Source organism: Serratia sp. C2(1), from assembly GCF_036352655.1.
GTDB classification, from domain to species: domain Bacteria; phylum Pseudomonadota; class Gammaproteobacteria; order Enterobacterales; family Enterobacteriaceae; genus Serratia; species Serratia inhibens.
Genome location: NZ_JAZFBA010000004.1, coordinates 282,159 through 301,319, shown reverse-complemented (window position 1 = coordinate 301,319; position 19,161 = coordinate 282,159). Strand labels below are relative to the sequence as shown.

At 54.8% G+C, this 19,161-nt stretch carries 17 protein-coding genes; 5 read left to right on the top strand and 12 right to left on the bottom strand.

The annotated features are described in order from the left end of the window. Window positions 1-51 precede the first annotated feature (51 nt). The 9 genes from bamA to rpsB form a co-directional block, all read right to left on the bottom strand. The gene (gene bamA, locus V2S86_RS21130) at window positions 52-2,454 is read right to left on the bottom strand and encodes an outer membrane protein assembly factor BamA (protein ID WP_330764008.1); all 2,403 of its coding nucleotides are present in this window, start codon (window positions 2,452-2,454) and stop codon (window positions 52-54) included. A gap of 35 nt (window positions 2,455-2,489) precedes the next feature. Beyond that, window positions 2,490-3,845 carry a sigma E protease regulator RseP gene (gene rseP / locus V2S86_RS21125; RefSeq protein WP_006318678.1) on the bottom strand — a complete coding sequence of 452 codons (1,356 nt, stop codon included), beginning with the start codon at window positions 3,843-3,845 and terminating at the stop codon, window positions 2,490-2,492. Between the two features lie 28 nt (window positions 3,846-3,873). Then, on the bottom strand, window positions 3,874-4,722 hold the full coding sequence (gene cdsA, locus V2S86_RS21120; RefSeq protein ID WP_330764007.1) for a phosphatidate cytidylyltransferase: 849 nt from the start codon (window positions 4,720-4,722) through the stop codon (window positions 3,874-3,876). Between the two features lie 9 nt (window positions 4,723-4,731). Further along, complete coding sequence (gene ispU / locus V2S86_RS21115; protein ID WP_006318680.1) at window positions 4,732-5,490, bottom strand: (2E,6E)-farnesyl-diphosphate-specific ditrans,polycis-undecaprenyl-diphosphate synthase; 759 nt, start codon at window positions 5,488-5,490, stop codon at window positions 4,732-4,734. A 278-nt stretch (window positions 5,491-5,768) separates the two neighbouring features. Then, complete coding sequence (gene ispC / locus V2S86_RS21110; protein ID WP_330764006.1) at window positions 5,769-6,965, bottom strand: 1-deoxy-D-xylulose-5-phosphate reductoisomerase; 1,197 nt, start codon at window positions 6,963-6,965, stop codon at window positions 5,769-5,771. Window positions 6,966-7,121: 156 nt separating this feature from the next. Continuing rightward, the gene (gene frr / locus V2S86_RS21105; RefSeq protein WP_006318684.1) at window positions 7,122-7,679 is read right to left on the bottom strand and encodes a ribosome recycling factor; all 558 of its coding nucleotides are present in this window, start codon (window positions 7,677-7,679) and stop codon (window positions 7,122-7,124) included. Window positions 7,680-7,802: 123 nt separating this feature from the next. Continuing rightward, window positions 7,803-8,528, bottom strand: a complete 726-nt coding sequence (gene pyrH / locus V2S86_RS21100) for a UMP kinase (RefSeq protein ID WP_004952223.1) — start codon at window positions 8,526-8,528, stop codon at window positions 7,803-7,805. A 148-nt stretch (window positions 8,529-8,676) separates the two neighbouring features. Then, the gene (tsf, locus tag V2S86_RS21095; RefSeq protein ID WP_004952224.1) at window positions 8,677-9,528 is read right to left on the bottom strand and encodes a translation elongation factor Ts; all 852 of its coding nucleotides are present in this window, start codon (window positions 9,526-9,528) and stop codon (window positions 8,677-8,679) included. 128 nt (window positions 9,529-9,656) lie between these two features. Next, window positions 9,657-10,382: a 30S ribosomal protein S2 gene (gene rpsB / locus V2S86_RS21090; RefSeq protein WP_004952226.1), complete on the bottom strand. Its 726-nt coding sequence runs from the start codon at window positions 10,380-10,382 to the stop codon at window positions 9,657-9,659. Between the two features lie 355 nt (window positions 10,383-10,737). Between rpsB and map the strand changes: the two genes are divergently transcribed. The 4 genes from map (at window position 10,738) to V2S86_RS21070 (ending at window position 15,674) form a co-directional block, all read left to right on the top strand. Beyond that, complete coding sequence (gene map, locus V2S86_RS21085; RefSeq protein WP_006318688.1) at window positions 10,738-11,532, top strand: type I methionyl aminopeptidase; 795 nt, start codon at window positions 10,738-10,740, stop codon at window positions 11,530-11,532. 74 nt (window positions 11,533-11,606) lie between these two features. Then, a complete protein-coding gene (glnD, locus tag V2S86_RS21080) occupies window positions 11,607-14,285 on the top strand; it encodes a bifunctional uridylyltransferase/uridylyl-removing protein GlnD (RefSeq protein WP_330764005.1) in 2,679 nt (892 codons plus the stop codon). 46 nt (window positions 14,286-14,331) lie between these two features. After that, window positions 14,332-15,156, top strand: a complete 825-nt coding sequence (gene dapD / locus V2S86_RS21075; RefSeq protein ID WP_004952232.1) for a 2,3,4,5-tetrahydropyridine-2,6-dicarboxylate N-succinyltransferase — start codon at window positions 14,332-14,334, stop codon at window positions 15,154-15,156. A 128-nt stretch (window positions 15,157-15,284) separates the two neighbouring features. After that, the gene (locus tag V2S86_RS21070; protein ID WP_006318690.1) at window positions 15,285-15,674 is read left to right on the top strand and encodes a DUF3461 family protein; all 390 of its coding nucleotides are present in this window, start codon (window positions 15,285-15,287) and stop codon (window positions 15,672-15,674) included. 101 nt (window positions 15,675-15,775) lie between these two features. On the opposite strand, the gene V2S86_RS21065 is transcribed toward V2S86_RS21070, so the two are convergent. The 3 genes from V2S86_RS21065 to V2S86_RS21055 are packed head-to-tail and all read right to left on the bottom strand — an operon-like array spanning window position 15,776 to window position 17,358. Next, entirely contained in the window at window positions 15,776-16,225 is a 450-nt protein-coding gene (locus V2S86_RS21065; RefSeq protein ID WP_330764004.1) for a flavodoxin, read from the bottom strand. 30 nt (window positions 16,226-16,255) lie between these two features. Continuing rightward, the gene (gene truC, locus V2S86_RS21060) at window positions 16,256-17,029 is read right to left on the bottom strand and encodes a tRNA pseudouridine(65) synthase TruC (protein ID WP_330764003.1); all 774 of its coding nucleotides are present in this window, start codon (window positions 17,027-17,029) and stop codon (window positions 16,256-16,258) included. Next, window positions 17,029-17,358, bottom strand: coding sequence for a YqcC family protein (locus V2S86_RS21055; protein WP_164713346.1), 330 nt, complete (start codon window positions 17,356-17,358; stop codon window positions 17,029-17,031). Before V2S86_RS21055 ends, truC begins: the two co-directional genes overlap by 1 nt. Before the next feature lie 183 nt (window positions 17,359-17,541). Between V2S86_RS21055 and V2S86_RS21050 the strand changes: the two genes are divergently transcribed. Further along, window positions 17,542-18,780 carry an MFS transporter gene (locus tag V2S86_RS21050; protein WP_330764002.1) on the top strand — a complete coding sequence of 413 codons (1,239 nt, stop codon included), beginning with the start codon at window positions 17,542-17,544 and terminating at the stop codon, window positions 18,778-18,780. Window positions 18,781-19,161 lie beyond the last annotated feature (381 nt).

Here is a 19,161-nt window from a genome sequence, read left to right as displayed (position 1 = left end):
CATCTGGCATTTGCGATTCTTAATAACTGCTATACCCAGAAGCGGGACCTGTTACCAGGTCTTGCCAATGTTAAACTGGAACTGTTCGGACTTGTCGCCTTCGTATTTCTTGAGCGGATTGGCATAAGAGAACACCAACGGGCCCAGCGGTGACATCCATTGCAAGGCAATACCGGCAGAAACGCGGATATTGCTCGCTTTACTGTAGTCTGGAATGTCGAAGCCTTGCGTCTTGCTGTTATCCCAGTTGGTATCCCACACGGTGCCTGCATCCATGAACAGCGAGGTACGCACTGAATTGGCGTATTTTTCGCTGATAAATGGCGTTGGCGTGATCAGCTCCATACTGGCAACCGCCATGGCGTTACCACCCACTGCATCATCCGAATTACAAATAGTGGTACTGTTGGAGCAGTTGTACGAACTGGAGTTGTAGTACACCGCTTTCGGACCAATGGTATTAGACCCGAAACCACGAACTGTGCTTGAGCCGCCGGCATAGAAGTTCTCGTAGAACGGCATCTCTTTACCGCCCAGACCATCGGCATAGCCCAGACGACCACGCCCCAACAGCACCCAGGTACGGTCGTCGTTGATCGGCACGTATTGCACGCTGTCCAGCGTCATCTTGTAGTATTCGTTATCCGACCCCGGAATGGTGACTTTACCATTCAGCGTAGTGCGGTTACCCGAGGTTGGGAAATAACCACGGTCAAGGTTGTTATAGGTCCAACCCAGATTCAGCGTGAAATCATCGGCAGAATAGCTGGCGCGATCGGTAGTGTTCGGGTTCAGACCCATCGAGTCCAGATAACGCCACATGGCGATCTGTGGCTGCATGTTCGACAGACCGTTGTGGACATAACCCAGGCCGGTGCGCAACGAGTTGTTTTCGTTGATCGGGAAGCCCAAAGTACCGTCTATACCGTAACTCTTGTTGGTATAGTCGGACAGGTCCGCATCATCCGCTTTAAAGTCGTTGTAGAAGATACGGCCACCCAGGCTAACACCGTCAACGGTGAAGTATGGGTTGGTTACCGACAGCTCGGTGTACGTCTGGTAGTCGTTCTTGGTGCCGCTGATGCCGACGGAGTAACCGGTACCCAGCCAGTTGTCCTGCTGCACGCCAGCCTGGAAGCTGACACCGCTCTCGGTGCCGTAACCGACGCCGAAGTTGAAGGTACCGGTGTTGCGCTCTTTCACTTTGTAGGTGACGTCGACCTGATCGGCGGTACCCGGCACGCGCTGGGTTTCCACATCAACCGTTTCAAAATAGCCCAAACGGTTCAGACGTTCTTTACCCTGCTCAACCTGAGCGTTGCCCAGCCAAGCACCTTCCATCTGACGCATTTCACGGCGCAGTACGGAGTCTTTACTGGTATCGTTGCCTTCAAACTTGATACGGCGCACGTAGAAGCGGTTACCCGCATCGATATTCACGTGCAACTTGACGGTTTTATCCGCGTCGTTGATCTCAGGCTGAGTGGCCACTCGTGGGTAAGCATAACCATAACGGCCCAACATCGTTTTGATGTTGTCTTCCATTTTGGTCACTTTACTGCCGTTATACAGTTCACCCGGTTCGATCTTGGTCAACTGAGCGACTTCCGCCGAGTGCCCGGCCAGATTGCCGTTCACCATCACGCCGCTGAGCTTATACTGCTCACCTTCGGTGATATTGATGGTGATGTAGATGCCTTTTTTGTCCGGCGTCAGGCTGACCTGAGTCGAATCGATATTGAAGCGTGCATAGCCGCGGTCCAGATAGAAACTGCGCAGGGTTTCCAGATCGCCCGCCAGCTTTTGCTTCTGGTATTTGCGATCGCCAACCACGTTCCACCACGGTACTTCATCACGCAGTTGGAAGCGTGAAATCAGCTCATCGTTAGTGAAGGCATGGTTGCCGACAATGTTGATTTGTTGAATCTTGGCGGAAACCCCTTCCGTGAACACCAGTTTCAGGTCGACACGGTTACGCGGCAATGGCGTGACTACGGCTTTCACCGAAGCACTGTATTTGCCGACGCTGTAGTAGAAGTCTTCCAACCCTTTTTCAATGCTGGAAATCGTGGTGCGGTCGAGCGCCTCGCCAACCCGAACGCCAGAGGCCTCCAGGTTTTGCTTGAGCATGTCATCCTTCACCGACTTGTTGCCGGAGAAAGTGATGCTGGCAATGGTAGGACGTTCCTTAACCTGAACAATCAGCGTATTACCATCGCGCAGCACGCGAACGTCCTCGAAGTTGCCAGTGGCAAACAAGGCACGGATGGTATTACTGATATCATCGTCAGTGACGGTATCGCCTACGCGAACCGGCATGTTGAGTAACGCCGCACCGACGGCGACTCGCTGCAGGCCTTCGAAATGAATATCCTTCACTACGAACCCGTCTGCACCGTATACGGTGGCGCTGCCAAACAGCAGCGACGCTATGAGCAACTTTTTCATCGCCATCGTTGTTATGCGTTCTTCCTAACCTATCCTCGCCCCTAAAGACGAGAAAAATCATTGAAAAGTGCAAGACCCATTAAAAGCACCAACACGATCGAACCAATGCGGTAACTGTAGTCCTGTACTCGCTCGGAAACCGGCCCACCCTTCAGCTTTTCTATCGCCAGGAAGAGGAGATGCCCACCATCTAACACCGGTAATGGGAACAGGTTGATGATACCCAGGTTGACACTAATCAACGCGAGAAACATCAAATAATACACAAACCCGACCCCAGCTGACGCTCCTGCTCCCTGTGCAATCGAAATCGGGCCACTCAGGTTGTTCAGCTTTACATCACCGGTTATTAATTTACCCAGCATGTTGACCGTAAGCCGCATTAGCTGCCAAGTCTTGTCCCCGGCCTGATACAGCGCCGGGAAAGGTCCATACTGACGAATCGTCCTATACTCGGCCGGCAGCGGCAGCACTTTCGGAATGATGCCCGCAAACCCCACGCTTTTGTCTTTTCCCACCGGCTTTGTATCCGGTATCAGCGTCAAAGACAAGGGGGCGCCGTTTCTTTCAATCTCTAAAACCAGCGGTTGCCCAGGACCATCGTGGATCCGCTTGACCAACGTTTGCCAACGGCCCAACAGCTGACCATCGACTTTAACGATCCTGTCTCCCGCTTGCAAACCCGCCTTTTGCGCCGCCGAATCCGGCTGCACTTCGGCAAGAACTGATTCTATCTGTGGGCCGCGTGGAATAATACCCAGCGCTACCACGGGATCTTGCTTATCAGGCTCAAAATTCCACTGGCGTAAATCCAGGGTTTTAGTCACCACCTGCGAAGAACCGAACGGAGCGATACCCACTTCGGTTTCCGCGTCGCCAATCTTCGCCACCAGAGCCAAACGAACTGACTCCCAATCAGGCGTTTCGATGCCATCAACGGACTTTAGTTCCATTCCGGGCGAAATTTCGGCTTGTGCGGCAATCGATTGTGGTGATATTTCACCAATCACCGGACGAAAACTGGGCACACCGATAATGAACACCAGCCAATAAGCAAGGATAGCAAACAGGAAGTTGGCGATGGGGCCCGCACTGATAATAGCTGCGCGTTGCCATACGGTTTTATTGTTAAACGCCTGATGACGGAGTTCCGGCGCAACCGAATCAACCCGCTCATCGAGCATCTTCACATAACCGCCCAGCGGGATCAGGGCAATCACATACTCGGTACCCTGGCGGTCTGTGCGCCGCCATAATGCGCGGCCAAAGCCAATGGAGAAGCGTTCTACACGGACACCGCAGCGACGGGCAACCCAAAAGTGCCCGAACTCATGCACGGTGATTAAAACACCGAGCGCAACAAGAAATGCGACTAAGTTCCAGAGCACGCTAACCATAATCCCTTCACTCCCCGCCGTTGACGGATTAAAACACTAACAGCATCAGGCAGGCAAATACAGGCACTGCTGCGGTCAGGCTGTCGATACGATCGAGTATTCCGCCATGACCCGGGATCAGATGACCACTGTCTTTGATACCCGCTTCGCGTTTGAACATGCTCTCGGTAAGGTCGCCCAGCACTGAGGCCAACGCGGCGATCACCGAACAAATCAATAAGGTTGCCGGCACCACATTCAACGGTGCGTAACGGCCAAACAGCCAGGATATCAATGCCGAGGTAACCAGACCGCCGATTAATCCTTCCCAGGTTTTCCCCGGAGAAACCTTCGGCGCCAGCTTGTGCTTGCCAAACAGCTTGCCGAACATATAAGCGCCAGAATCCGCGCCCCAGACCAGCAGCATCACATACAGCAGCCACCAGGCCCCGGTGAAGTGATTTTGTTCGTAACCGAATTGACGCAATGCCAGCATGCCCCAAAAGAAAGGCACAATGGTCAACAGGCCAAAGAGCAGACGAATCGGGCGTGAATTACGCCACAGCGCAGCGGAGCCGGGATAAAACAACACCAGCAGCAGCGCCGCCAGCCACCAGACCAGTGACAGCCAGAGCGGCCCGCCCACCTGAGGCAAATCGACCGACTGGTGATAGGCTGGAATACTGAGCATCATCAGAGCCAGCAGGAAACCACACAGTATCGCCAACCAGATGCGCTGCGAGCGGGAAGTAAAACCGGCCAGTTGGCCCCACTCCCAGGCAGCTAACATGCACACAACGAGCGTTACCAGGGCAAAGCCCACCGGCGGCAGCAAAAACAGCGCCGCGATAACAATCGGAATCAAGATCAGAGCAGTTATGAGGCGATACTTCAGCAAAAGTTCCCCCTAGGACGCATCGGCGCCGTTAGGTGTTGTTCCCCCGAAGCGACGCTCACGTTGTGCAAATGCATTCAGCGCACCTTCAAAGACAAGTTCATCAAAATCAGGCCAGAGTACATCAGTAAAGTAAAGCTCGGCATAAGCAATTTGCCACAGCAAGAAGTTACTGATGCGGTGTTCGCCACCGGTGCGGATAACCAGATCCACCGGTGCCAAATCGTTCATGCAGACCCGCTCGCCCAATAACTCTTCGCTGATTTGATCCGGACGCAGCAAACCACCCTGCACCTGCTCAGCCAGACCCCTTACTCCCTGAATGATATCCCAACGGCCACCGTAGTTGGCGGCGATGTTGAGTGTCAGGCCATCGTTATTTTCTGTCAGTTGCTCAGAGCGACGGATCCGCTCCTGCAAACGCGTGCTGAAACGGCTGATGTCGCCGATCACCCGCAGTCTGACGTTATGTTTATGCAGGCTTTTTACTTCACTATCCAAGGCACGGACAAAGAGCTCCATTAGCGCGGAGACTTCCTGTACCGGACGATTCCAGTTCTCGCTGCTGAAGGCATAAAGCGTGAGTGCATCTAAATGGTTGTTGGCGGCAAAACTGACCGCGCGACGTACCGATTTCACCCCTGCTTTATGACCGAAGACACGTAACTTGCCCTGACGTTTAGCCCAGCGCCCGTTGCCGTCCATAATAATGGCGACATGTCGTGGCCCAAAGACGGACGGATTAGCCTCTTGTTGATTTGCGGACGACATAACTCGTACTTATTTCCTCAATAGAAATACAACTGCCCTTCCGGAACATCAGGCCCTTACGCGCAAAAAAAGCCGTGTGCCCGACACGGCTTTTCAGTCTGCCTCCGCACACCCGGTGATATCCGGGGTGCTATCGGCATCCGAGATGCCAATCAGGCCATAATTCAACGGTATAACCGCTGACAGGTGGCGCAGACTATACCACCTCAGCCGGGCATGAACAAACAGCCCCACTGCGGCACGCGTAATTTACGAACAAAATAGGATAATAGCCGGTATCAACCACGCAGTGACTTCACAATCCCAACGGCAACTTCACGGGCCCGACGATCTATGTCTAAGACCTCATCAATGCAGGACGGTTCCTGCAAAGACAACCGTTCGACTACTTTTTGGTTCACTGCCGCGATATCGGTAAAGCGAATCTGCTCTTGCAGGAAGGACGCAACGGCCACTTCGTTAGCCGCATTCAGCGCGGTAGTTGCCGCCTGGCCGGCATCAAAGGCGTCAATCGCCAGATAAAGGCAGGGGTAACGCTCCCGCTCAGGTTCGGCAAAGGTCAACGAACCGATACGGCAGAAATCCAGCGCTTCCACGCCAGAGTTGACCCGCTGCGGGTAAGCCATCGCATGGGCGATCGGCGTACGCATATCCGGCGTGCCCAACTGGGCCAACACGCTGCCATCAGCATAGCGCACCATTGAGTGAATCACCGACTGCGGGTGCAGAATCACTTCCATTTGTTCAGCCGAAGCGTTGAACAACCAACGTGCCTCAATATATTCCAGTCCTTTGTTCATCATGGTGGCGGAATCCACCGAGATCTTGCGCCCCATTGACCAATTAGGATGGGCGCAAGCCTGGTCCGGCGTCATTGTGGCAAACTGATCCAACGGCGTAGTGCGGAACGGACCGCCAGAACCGGTAAGCACAATGCGCGAAACACCATGTTCAACTAATGAAGAGTATCCCAACTGACGCTGAATGCTTTCAGGCAAACTCTGAAAAATCGCGTTATGCTCGCTGTCCAGCGGCAATAATTGTGCCTGGCTCTTTTGTACCGCGTCCATAAACAGCCGACCACAGGTCACCAGCGACTCTTTGTTCGCCAGCAATACCTGCTTGCCGGCGCGGATCGCCGCCAGCGTCGGCAGCAGCCCGGCAGCGCCAACAATAGCCGCAGTGACCTGATCGACATCATCCAGCGCCGCCAACTCACAGGCGGCCTGTTCACCCGCCAGCACCTCAGTGCCAACGCCGTTTTCCGCCAGTACGGCGCGCAGTTCTCGCGCAGCGCCTTCGTCCGCCATCGCAGCATAAGCTGGGCGAAACTCCATACACTGTTGCGCCATCACCGCTACATTGCGGCCTGCAACCAGCGCTTTAATCGCAAAACGGTCGGGATTTTCCCTGACCACGGCCAGGGTGCTGGTTCCCACTGAGCCGGTGGAACCAAGAATAGTCAGTTGCTTCATGAGTTCACTCTGAATAACTGTCTGATGAGATCGGAGGTGTTCCAGTGTGTAACCTTGGCCACCGCTTGTCCATGATCAATCAGTACGATGAAACGGGATCTGCGCCACAAAAAACAAAGCGCCGCCCAGGCGACGCTTTTTTCTGCGCGATGCTGATTAGAAATCCATCAGCTCTTTTTCTTTATCCGCCAGAGCGGCATCCAGAAGTTTGATGTAAGCATCGGTCAGTTTTTGAACATCTTCCTGTGAACGACGATCTTCGTCTTCGCTGATTTCTTTGTCTTTCAGCAGCGCTTTAACTTTGTCGTTGGCGTCGCGGCGAACGTTACGCACGGCTACACGGCCCTGCTCGGCTTCGTTGCGCACAACTTTAATCAGATCTTTACGGCGTTCTTCGGTCAGAGGAGGAAGCGGAACGCGGATCACGCTACCTGCTGAACTTGGGTTCAGGCCGAGGTCTGAAGACATGATGGCTTTTTCTACCGCGGAACCCAGGGAACGATCAAACAAGTTGATGGCCAGGGTGCGGGAGTCTTCTACGGTCACGTTAGCCAGCTGACGCAGCGGCGTAGCAGAACCATAGTATTCCACCATGATGCCGTCCAGGATGCTTGGAGAAGCACGGCCGGTACGGATTTTGCTGATTTGGTTTTTGAATGCTTCTACGCTTTTTTCCATGCGTGAATCAGCATCTTTTCTGATTTCATTAATCACGTTGCGAACCTTTAGAAACGGGTTACTTGGCAGGCTATACATCAGTATAGCCCGTGAATTTTACTTGAGGAAAGCGCTCAACGCACGGCGTTATCCGCTCCCGCTAAATTTGGCAGAACAGCTTTATTTGCTGATCAGCGTACCTTCGTTTTCACCCATCACTACGCGGCGCAACGCGCCCGGTTTGTTCATGTTGAATACGCGGATCGGCAGACCGTGATCGCGGGCCAGCGTAAACGCCGCCAGGTCCATCACTTTCAGCTCGCGCTCAAGCACGTCCTGATAGGTTATATGTTCGTACAGCGTCGCATCCGGGTTTTTAACCGGATCGGCGGAGTATACGCCATCGACTTTGGTCGCTTTCAGTACCACGTCGGCTTCAATCTCAATCCCACGCAGGCAAGCCGCTGAGTCGGTGGTGAAGAACGGGTTACCGGTACCGGCAGAGAAGATGACCACGCGGTTATTACGCAGCAGGCTGATTGCCTCGGCCCAGCTGTAGTTGTCGCACACGCCGTTCAACGGAATGGCCGACATCAGGCGGGCGTTCACATAGGCACGGTGCAGTGCATCACGCATAGCCAGGCCGTTCATCACGGTAGCCAGCATTCCCATGTGGTCGCCCACTACGCGGTTCATTCCGGCCTGCGCCAGACCCGCGCCGCGGAACAGGTTACCGCCGCCAATCACTACACCGACCTGAATTCCCAGTTCGACCAGCTCTTTAACTTCCTGAGCCATACGATCCAAAACGCTGGCGTCGATACCAAAACCTTCTGCGCCTTGCAGGGCTTCGCCACTCAGTTTGAGCAGAATACGCTGATATACGGGTTTTGCATTGGTTGCCATGGTGTTCTGTCCTAAGAAGCAGTATTAGTATTGGGGATTTCAGCCGATGAAGCGCGCCTGTGCTGAGTATAGCGCCACAGGGCCTGCCACCGGTGTAATTCTGGCTGGATAAAATGGAACCGCCAGATGGCGGCTCCATTAACAGTCATTAAGACTGTTTGCTCATTGCTGCAACTTCAGCAGCAAAGTCATTTTCAACTTTCTCGATGCCTTCGCCCACTTCGAAGCGGATGAAGTTAACAACGTCAGCGTTGTGCTCTTTCAGCACTTGGCCAACGGTCTTGCTTGGCTCGATAACGAAAGGTTGACCGGTCAGAGAAACTTCGCCGGTGAATTTCTTCATGCGGCCTTCAACCATTTTCTCTGCGATTTCTTTCGGCTTGCCAGACTGCATGGCGATGTCCAACTGAACCTGGTACTCTTTTTCTACCACTTCAGCAGACACGTCTTCAGGCTTCACGAATTCAGGTTTGCTAGCCGCAACGTGCATGGCAATTTGCTTAACCAGTTCTTCGTCAGCGCCTTTAGCGGCAATCAGAACGCCGATGCGTGCGCCGTGCAGGTAGCTGCCCAGCACTTCGCCTTCCAGGGAAGCTACGCGACGGATGTTGATGTTCTCGCCGATTTTTGCAACCAGTGCGACACGTTCTTCTTCGAACTGTGCTTTCAAGACGTCAACATCAGTGATTTTGCCTGCAACAGCAGCGTCCAGCACTTTGTCAGCGAACGCCTGGAAACCGGCATCTTTAGCAACGAAGTCAGTCTGGCAGTTAACTTCTACGATCACGCCGTAGTTGCCTTCGATCTTGGTTTTGATCACGCCGTCAGCAGCTACGTTGCCTGCTTTTTTCGCTGCTTTGATCGCACCGGATTTACGCATGTTTTCGATCGCCAGCTCGATGTCGCCGTTAGATTCGACCAGCGCTTTTTTACAATCCATCATGCCAGCGCCAGTACGCTCGCGCAGTTCTTTTACCAGGGCAGCGGTAATATCAGCCATTTCTTTTTCCTCGGTTATCTCGCACGGAGACAGTTCTCATTCAGATAAGCAAAAGGGGCCTATTTAGGCCCCTCTAACCAACATATTCAATACCTGGTTAATAAGGGCTCTGTGACGAGCTTGCCTTATTATTCAGCTTCTACGAAGCTTTCTTCCGCCTGAACGGCCAGATCTTGAGAACGACCTTCACGGACGGCGGCAGCAACGGCAGTCAGGTACAATTTGATTGCACGGATTGCATCGTCGTTACCAGGGATGATGAAGTCAACGCCGTCTGGATCAGAGTTGGTATCAACGATAGAGAATACCGGGATACCCAGGTTGTTGGCTTCTTTGATCGCGATGTGTTCGTGATCTGCATCGATTACGAACAGAGCGTCAGGCAGACCACCCATGTCCTTGATACCACCCAGAGAGTTTTCCAGCTTGGCCAGTTCGCGAGTACGCATCAGCGCCTCTTTCTTGGTCAGCTTGTCAAAGGTGCCATCTTGAGACTGGATTTCCAGATCTTTCAAACGCTTGATTGACTGACGAACGGTTTTCCAGTTAGTCAGCATGCCGCCCAACCAGCGATGGTTCACGAAGAACTGATCGCAGTTGTTAGCATATTCTTTTACCGCTTCGCTTGCTGCGCGCTTGGTACCAACGAACAGGATCTTACCTTTACGGGAAGAGATCTTGGTCAGTTCAGCCAGTGCTGCGTTGGCCATTGGTACGGTTTTTTCCAGGTTGATGATGTGAACCTTGTTACGTGCGCCGAAGATGAAAGGCTTCATTTTCGGGTTCCAGTAACGGGTCTGGTGACCAAAGTGTACACCGGCCTGGAGCATGTCGCGCATGGAAACAGTTGCCATGATTAAACCTCTATAGATTAGTTGGGGTTATGCCTCCACGTATCCCATAACGCCGACCCCGGCGGTGATAAATCACCTCAGGGCACCCCGGCGAATGTGCCGATACGTGTGTGTTATTTACACAATGTGAGTGCAGTTAAAGTATTTTCGGCTTTTTCCGTTATCGTCACAAGGACCAACTTACGGATCGCCGGCGCGCTTTATACCATAAACCCGTCACCGACACCAACTTTAGTTGCGTCCCTCGGGCCGCCGAGAAATCAAATTTGGCAGCCTCTGGCCGGGCTGATACCATAAGAGACTGCTTCTTATTTCTTTCTGTTGTCGGCGAGCACGACACCTGCGGACGAATTTCATGGCAATCTCAATTAAAACACCTGATGACATCCAAAAAATGCGCGTGGCAGGCCGTCTGGCCGCCGAAGTGCTGGAGATCATCGAGCCGCACGTCAAACCTGGCGTGACCACCGGCGAACTGGACCGTATCTGTCACGAGTACATTACCAACGAGCAACAGGCCATCTCCGCCTGCCTCGGCTATCACGGCTTCCCGAAATCCGTCTGCATCTCGGTGAACGAAGTGGTGTGCCACGGCATCCCGAGCGATGACAAAGCGTTGAAGGACGGCGATATCGTCAATATCGACGTGACCGTCATTAAAGACGGCTTCCACGGCGATACCTCCAAGATGTTCATCGTCGGCAAACCGACTATTCTGGGCGAGCGACTGTGTCGCGTCACCCAGGAAAGCCTGTATCTGGCGCTGAAAATGGTGAAGCCGGGCATCCGCCTTCGCACCCTGGGCAAAGAGATCCAGAAATTCGTCGAAGCCGAGAAGTTTTCCGTAGTGCGCGAATACTGCGGTCATGGCATCGGCGAAGTGTTCCACGAAGAACCGCAGGTGCTGCACTATGACGCCGATGACGGCGGCGTGGTGCTGCAGGCCGGCATGGCGTTCACCATCGAACCCATGGTCAATGCCGGCGACTACCGCATCCGCACCATGAAAGACGGCTGGACGGTAAAAACTAAAGATCGCAGCTTGTCGGCGCAGTATGAGCATACTATTGTGGTCACAGATAACGGCTGCGAGATAATGACGTTGCGCAAGGATGACACCATCCCCAACATCATTACGCACGAGATGTAAGCGCCGCGGCGTTCTGCCGCGATGCATGATGTCACAGGCCGGCTTTTGCCGGCCTTTTTTATGGGCTGCGTACTATGTCTGAAAATTTTCGCGAACAGAGCCACTCGGTCATTGAGCAACAGGCCGTGCCGAAGCAGCCTGAGTATCCCAATGCCTACGGTGATGAAGATATTAATTGCGGCGCGCTGAAACAACGCCTTGAGCAATTTCAGCTGTGGCTGGCGGCCGCGTTCAACGCCGGCTCCAGCGCCGAAAGCCTAGTCGCGGCCCGCAGCGATTTTATCGATCGCCTGCTGCGTCGTCTGTGGATTTTTTATGGTTTCGAGGATATCCCGGAAACCGCTCTGGTGGCAGTCGGCGGCTATGGCCGCGGCGAGCTGCACCCGCTTTCAGACATCGACGTGCTGGTACTCAGCCAGCGCCGCCTGAGTGAACAACAGTCGCAGCGCGTAGGGGAATTTATCACCCTGCTGTGGGATCTGAAACTGGAAGTGGGCCACAGCGTACGCACGCTGGAAGAGTGCTTGCTTGAAGGGCTGGCGGATCTGAGCGTGGCCACCAACCTGATTGAGTCGCGCATGATCTGCGGCGATGTCGCGCTGTTCCTGCAAATGCAAAAACACATTTTCAGCGACGGTTTCTGGCCCTCTCCTCAATTTTTCCACGCCAAAGTGGCTGAGCAGCAGGAACGCCATCAGCGTTACCATGGCACCAGCTACAATCTGGAACCCGATATTAAAAGCAGCCCCGGCGGCCTGCGGGATATTCACACCTTACTGTGGGTAGCGCGCCGTCACTTCGGCGCCACCTCGCTGGACGAAATGGTCGGTTTCGGCTTCCTCACTCAGGCCGAACGCAACGAGCTCAATGAATGCCAGAGCTTCCTGTGGCGCATCCGCTTCGCCCTGCATCTGGTGCTGCCGCGTTACGACAACCGGCTGTTGTTCGATCGCCAACTCAATGTGGCGCAATTGTTGCGTTATGAGGGTGAGGGCAACGAACCGGTTGAACGCATGATGAAGGATTTCTACCGCATGACGCGCCGCGTCGGCGAACTGAATCACATGCTGCTCCAATTGTTCGACGAAGCGATACTGGCATTGGACGCCACGGAAAAGCCACGCCCTCTGAACGAGGATTTCCAGCTGCGCGGCGATCTAATCGATCTGCGTGACGAAACGCTGTTCATCCGCCAGCCGGAAGCTATCATGCGGATGTTTTACCTGATGGTGCGCAACCGCGAAATCAAGGGCATTTACTCCACCACCGTACGTCAGTTGCGCCATGCGCGCCGCCATCTGAAGCAGCCACTGTGCAACATTCCAGAGGCGCGCGATCTGTTTATGGCCATTCTGCGCCATCCGGGCGCTGTCGCGCGCGCGCTGGTGCCGATGCACCGCCACAGCGTGCTGTGGGCCTATATGCCGCAGTGGGGCAAGATCGTCGGGCAAATGCAGTTCGATCTGTTCCACGCCTATACCGTCGACGAACACACCATCCGCGTATTGCAAAAACTGGAAAGCTTCGCCGACGCAGAAACGCGGCCACGCCATCCGCTGTGTGTGGAGCTCTATCCGCGCCTGCCGAACCCAGAGCTTCTGCTGCTGGCGGCGCTGTTCCACGATATCGCCAAAGGCCGCGGCGGTGACCACTCGCTCCTCGGCGCACAGGATGCGCTGGAGTTCGCCGAACTGCACGGCCTGAATTCGCGTGAGGCTCAATTGGTGGCCTGGCTGGTGCGCTGCCATTTGCTGATGTCGGTGACCGCCCAGCGCCGCGATATTCAAGACCCCACGGTTATCCAGCAATTCAGCGCTGAGGTGCAGAGCGAAACCCGCCTGCGCTATCTGGTTTGCCTGACGGTGGCCGATATCTGCGCCACCAACGAAACCCTGTGGAACAGCTGGAAACAGAGCCTGTTGCGTGAGCTGTACTTCGCAACGGAAAAGCAGTTGCGTCGCGGCATGCAAAACAGCCCCGACTTGCGCGAACGCGTACGCCACCACCGCCTGCAGGCGCTGGCGTTGCTGCGCATGGATAATATCGATGAAGAGGCGCTGCACCGCATCTGGAGCCGATGCCGGGCCGATTATTTCCTGCGCCACTCGCCCAATCAACTGGCCTGGCACGCCCGCCATCTGCTGGCCCATGACTCCACCAAACCGCTGGTCCTGGTCAGCCGTCAGGCGACGCGCGGCGGCACCGAAATCTTCATCTGGAGCCCGGACCGCCCTTACCTTTTTGCCGCCGTGGCCGGTGAGATGGATCGCCGTAACCTGAGCGTGCATGACGCGCAGATTTTCACTAACCGCGACGGCATGGCGATGGATACCTTCATCGTGCTCGAACCGGACGGCAGCCCGCTGGCTCAGGACCGCCACGCGGCGATCCGCCACGCGCTGGTTCAGACCATCACCCAGCGGGAATATCAGCCGCCGCGCGTGCGCCGGCCGTCCTCCAAGTTACGCCATTTCAGCGTGCCGACCGAAGTCAACTTCCTGCCGACGCATACCGATCGCCGCAGCTATCTGGAACTGACCGCACTTGACCAGCCCGGCCTGCTGGCGCGGGTGGGCGAAGTGTTCGCCGATCTCGGCCTGTCGCTGCACGGCGCGCGCATTTCCACCATTGGCGAGCGAGTTGAGGACTTATTTATTCTGGCCGACAGCGATCGGCGCGCCCTTAATCCGGAAACGCGCAGAAAGTTGGAACAACGGTTGACAGAGGCCCTCAATCCAAACGATAAAATGTGATACAAGTAACCTTTTCGTAGACAACAACATCAGGACAGAGAACAGCATGCAGCAATTACAAAACGTTATTGAAAGCGCCTTCGAACGCCGCGCGGATATCACCCCGGCGAACGTAGACACCGTAACGCGCGAAGCGGTAAACCAGGTGATCGGCCTGCTGGACAGCGGCGCCCTGCGCGTTGCCGAGAAGATTGACGGTCAGTGGGTAACGCATCAGTGGCTGAAAAAGGCCGTGCTGCTTTCTTTCCGCATCAACGACAACAAAGTGATGGACGGTGCCGAAACCCGTTATTACGACAAAGTGCCGATGAAGTTTGCTGATTACGACGAAGCGCGGTTCCAGAAAGAAGGTTTCCGCGTGGTGCCGCCGGCGACCGTTCGCCAGGGCGCATTCATCGCACGCAACACCGTATTGATGCCGTCCTACGTGAATATCGGCGCTTACGTTGACGAAGGCAGCATGGTCGATACCTGGGCTACAGTGGGTTCCTGCGCGCAGATCGGCAAAAACGTTCACCTGTCCGGCGGCGTCGGCATCGGTGGCGTACTGGAGCCGCTGCAGGCCAACCCGACCATCATTGAAGACAACTGCTTCATCGGCGCGCGTTCAGAAGTGGTTGAAGGCGTTATCGTCGAAGAAGGCTCCGTGATTTCCATGGGCGTTTACCTCGGCCAAAGCACTCGCATTTATGACCGTGAAACCGGCGAAGTGCATTACGGCCGCGTTCCAGCCGGCTCGGTAGTGGTTTCAGGCAACCTGCCGTCCAAAGACGGTTCTTACAGCCTGTACTGCGCGGTCATCGTCAAGAAAGTCGACGCCAAGACCCGCAGTAAAGTCGGCATTAATGAGTTATTGCGCACCATCGACTAAATTAAAATAGCGGGTGATTAACCCGCTATTTTTTTGTCTTCAGTACGCGAGCAGTCACAGTCTCTGGCACGGTTTTTCGCCATAATCCCAGACCGTGGAATAAAGTCTATTTATAAGGTGGCGCTATTATGTATGACAACCTGAAAAGCTTGGGAATCAATCAACCGGAAGATGTCGATCGCTATAGCCTGCGTCAGGAGGCCAATAACGACATTCTTAAGATTTACTTCCGCAAGGATAAGGGCGAATTCTTTGCCAAGAGCGTGAAGTTCAAATACCCGCGCCAACGCAAAACCGTAGTGGCGGATAACGCCGGCCAGGGTTACAAAGAAATTCACGAGATCAACCCGAACCTGCGTTACGTCATTGATGAACTGGATCAGCTATGCCAGCGCGATCAGGTTGAAGTGGATCTGAAACGCAAAATTCTTGATGACCTGCGTCATCTGGAAGGTGTGGTCTCCCACAAAATTGCCGAGATCGAATCCGATCTGGAAAAACTGACCCGCGGAAAATAAGCTCAGGGCCGGTTCACCCGGCCCACAAGCGTGACTCTTTTTTACCCGATGAATTTCAAGTTGCAACCAACAACGCTGCAGCTTGAAAGGCGACGGGGAAATTATTTCAGCAACGAGCCCCATTGCTCAACCCACGGGCAGGAAACCACTTCCGGCTCGGGCTGTTCCATCGCATCGATCTCCAACACCTCACCCACGCGGGTTGCCCCCTGCTCTTGCAACAGTGCGTCAAAAGCACGCCCGGCACCGCAGAAATTGTCGTAGCTGCTGTCACCGAGTGAAATCAACCCATAGCGCAGTTCCGGCTGGTAGCCGATTTGATCGCGGATGGCATGAAACAGAGGCGCAATGCTGTCCGGCAAATCGCCTTGGCCGGTGGTGGAGGTGACCACCAACACATGGTGCTGGCGGTAGAATTGCCAGGCCTCAAGCGTCCCCTCCTCAAACACTTTGACTTCATGTCCCTGCTCACTAAGGATATTTTCCGCCTCTTCCGCCACCAGCAATGAATTGCCGTAGACCGTTCCCACGAAGATTCCAACCTGAGCCATTGCCCCTACTCCCTCAATTACCTTTAAAAATTACCCGTTATCCTGACCGTTAGCCGCACTAAACTCAACCCCGGCGAGCTCGGAGAAACGCCCTGCCCAGCCAAACTGCGACATGACGCCCTGCCAGGGTTCGTCCCAGCGTGCAAAAAGAGATAATGGCTCACCGGTCACAGGGTGGTTCAACAGCAGGTGGCTGGCGTGCAGCATCAAGCGCGGGCAGCCGAAGTGCTGGGCCATGCCGCGGTTCTGGCGCAGGTCGCCGTGCTTACTGTCACCAATGATCGGATGACGAAGATGCACCATATGGCGACGCAACTGATGCTTACGGCCGTTTTCCGGCTTCAGCTCCAGCAGGCTGTAGCGCGCGCTGTCATAACGGCCAATGGCCACCGGCATCTCCACCTGTGCCAGCGGCCGGTAATGGGTGACCGCCGGCTGCGGGCCTTTATCGACGGCGGCATGCTTATCGGCGATTTTGTCCAGTTCTTCCGTCAACGGATAGTCGAGAGTTGCCCCTTCCTGCACGTAGCCACGCACCACCGCATGATAGGTTTTCTGCACTTGGTGTTGCTCGAACTGCTGCGACAGCAGGCGCGCCACTTCGCTGGACAGCGCCATCAACAGCACGCCGGAGGTCGGACGGTCGAGGCGATGCACGGTAAATACGTGCTGGCCTATCTGGTCACGCACCGTCTGCATCATAAACCGGGTTTCATGACGGTCCAGCCAACTGCGATGCACCAGCCAGCCCGACGGCTTGTTCACCGCCACCAAGTGCTCATCCTGGTAAAGGATCTCAATCATTATTGCGGTTCTTTATTCAACATAAGATCCAAACGTTCCAGCAGCACCAGCAGCGGCATGCAGTTCGGATCCTTATCTTTCAGCGCCTCTTCAAAGTAAGGCGTAATGGCGAAACGCGTCGGCAGTGGCGCATGGGCATCCAGTAGCGCGTACATCCGCGGCAGAAATACCCATTGCAGCCACTCTTCGGCCAGCATGCTGTCTACGCAGAAGGGTTCGGTGCTGGCGAAGGCTTCAGGCTCAGGCGGTGTGGCTTGCCACAGCGCCAGCTCTCGCATTGACTGTTCAATCGCCTGCAAACTAAGGCGAACCTGATTTTGTATACTCATCTGCATTCCCGATCTGTTTAAACCATGATATTCAGCGGCGCGGCTGAAAGGCGGCAAAGCATAGCATTTTACCCTTTATAGCCCAAATTCGGCTGGGTTGGTGATATCGACCGATTTGTTCTGGTGACGCCCGCCGCCACACGGCACAATGAGCTCACCGAATAAACCGCAAAGATTAGACACATGCCCGCAATCACACCAATAAGAAATCATGCTACGCCCGGCAAAGCCATGCTGGCTTCGGTCACCGGCTACGCGATGGACGGCTTTGATCTGCTGATCCTCGGCTTTATGCTGCCAGCCATCAGCATCGAACTGGGTCTAAGCTCTTCCGCAGCCGGCTCGCTGGTTACCTGGACGCTGATCGGCGCCGTATTGGGTGGCGTGATTTTCGGCCACCTCAGCGATCGCTTTGGTCGCATCCGGGTCCTGACCATCACCATCCTGATGTTCTCCCTGTTTACCGGCCTGTGCGCTCTGGCGCAGGGCTACTGGGATTTACTCGCCTATCGCACGCTGGCGGGGATCGGGTTGGGGGGTGAGTTCGGTATCGGCATGGCGCTGATTGCCGAAGCCTGGCCGGCGGAAAAACGCAACCGCGCCTCTGCTTATGTTGGCATGGGCTGGCAGCTTGGCGTACTGGCGGCAGCTTTCCTCACGCCACTGTTGTTGACGCATATCGGCTGGCGCGGCATGTTTCTGGTTGGGTTGCTGCCGGCAATGGCGTCATTCCTGATCCGCCGCACGCTGGGCGAACCGGAAGAGTTCGTGCGCCAGCAAAATAGTGGCCAGCAGCTCTCCTTTACCCAGCGTGTAAAGCTGCTGTTTAAAGACCGGGCCACCAGCAAAGCCAGCATCGGCATTTTTATTCTGTGCTCAGTACAGAACTTCGGCTATTACGGGCTGATGATTTGGATGCCGACCTATCTGGCAAAAAATTTCGGTTTTTCACTGACCAAGTCTGGCTTGTGGACCGCGGTAACGGTGCTCGGCATGACACTGGGCATCTGGCTGTTTGGCGTCTTGGCCGATCGCTTCGCCCGCTGGAAGATATTCGTTGTCTATCAGATCGGCGCAGTGGTAATGGTCGTGGTCTATGCGCAACTTAGCGACCCTATGTTGATGTTGTTCGCCGGCGCGCTAATGGGGTTATTCGTCAATGGCATGATTGGCGGCTACGGCGCGTTGATCTCCGATACTTATCCGGTCCAGGCACGCGCTACCGCACAAAATATTCTGTTTAATCTCGGGCGCGGCGTAGGCGGGCTGGGGCCATTGGTGATTGGGGCATTGGTTACGCAGGTTTCCTTCACTGCGGCAATCAGCCTGCTGGCGGCGATATATCTATTGGATATTTACGCCACGCTGTTCCTGCTGCCGAAAAAGCAGAGCAATGGCGATACGCTGGGAGCTATTGGTTAACAATGCCGAAGAGTTCGAGATGGGTTAAGTATCCTTGATACTTAAGGGACAAACTGCCATAAAAAGTTGGGGGCACTGTGTTAACAGTGCCCCCGGTTCGTTTTATAGCTGTCCCGCTACACAGTGTGCTCCCTGCTCAATCCTTGAAAACTTTTCCTGCGGCCATCCTGACCCAACCATCCTTGCTCTATCCTGCAGCATCATCCTGACGCGGTTCCTTAGTCTTCATGACCCGCCAACCATCCTGTGCCGGCTCTCAATCTCCATCCTGGAGGTGTCCCTGGTTTCAATCCTGAAACATCCTAGGCATCTCCTGACGCCGTCCTTCGCTCTTCACTGAGCGCGTCCATTTCTTCGTCCTGAAGCTGCATCATCCTGACG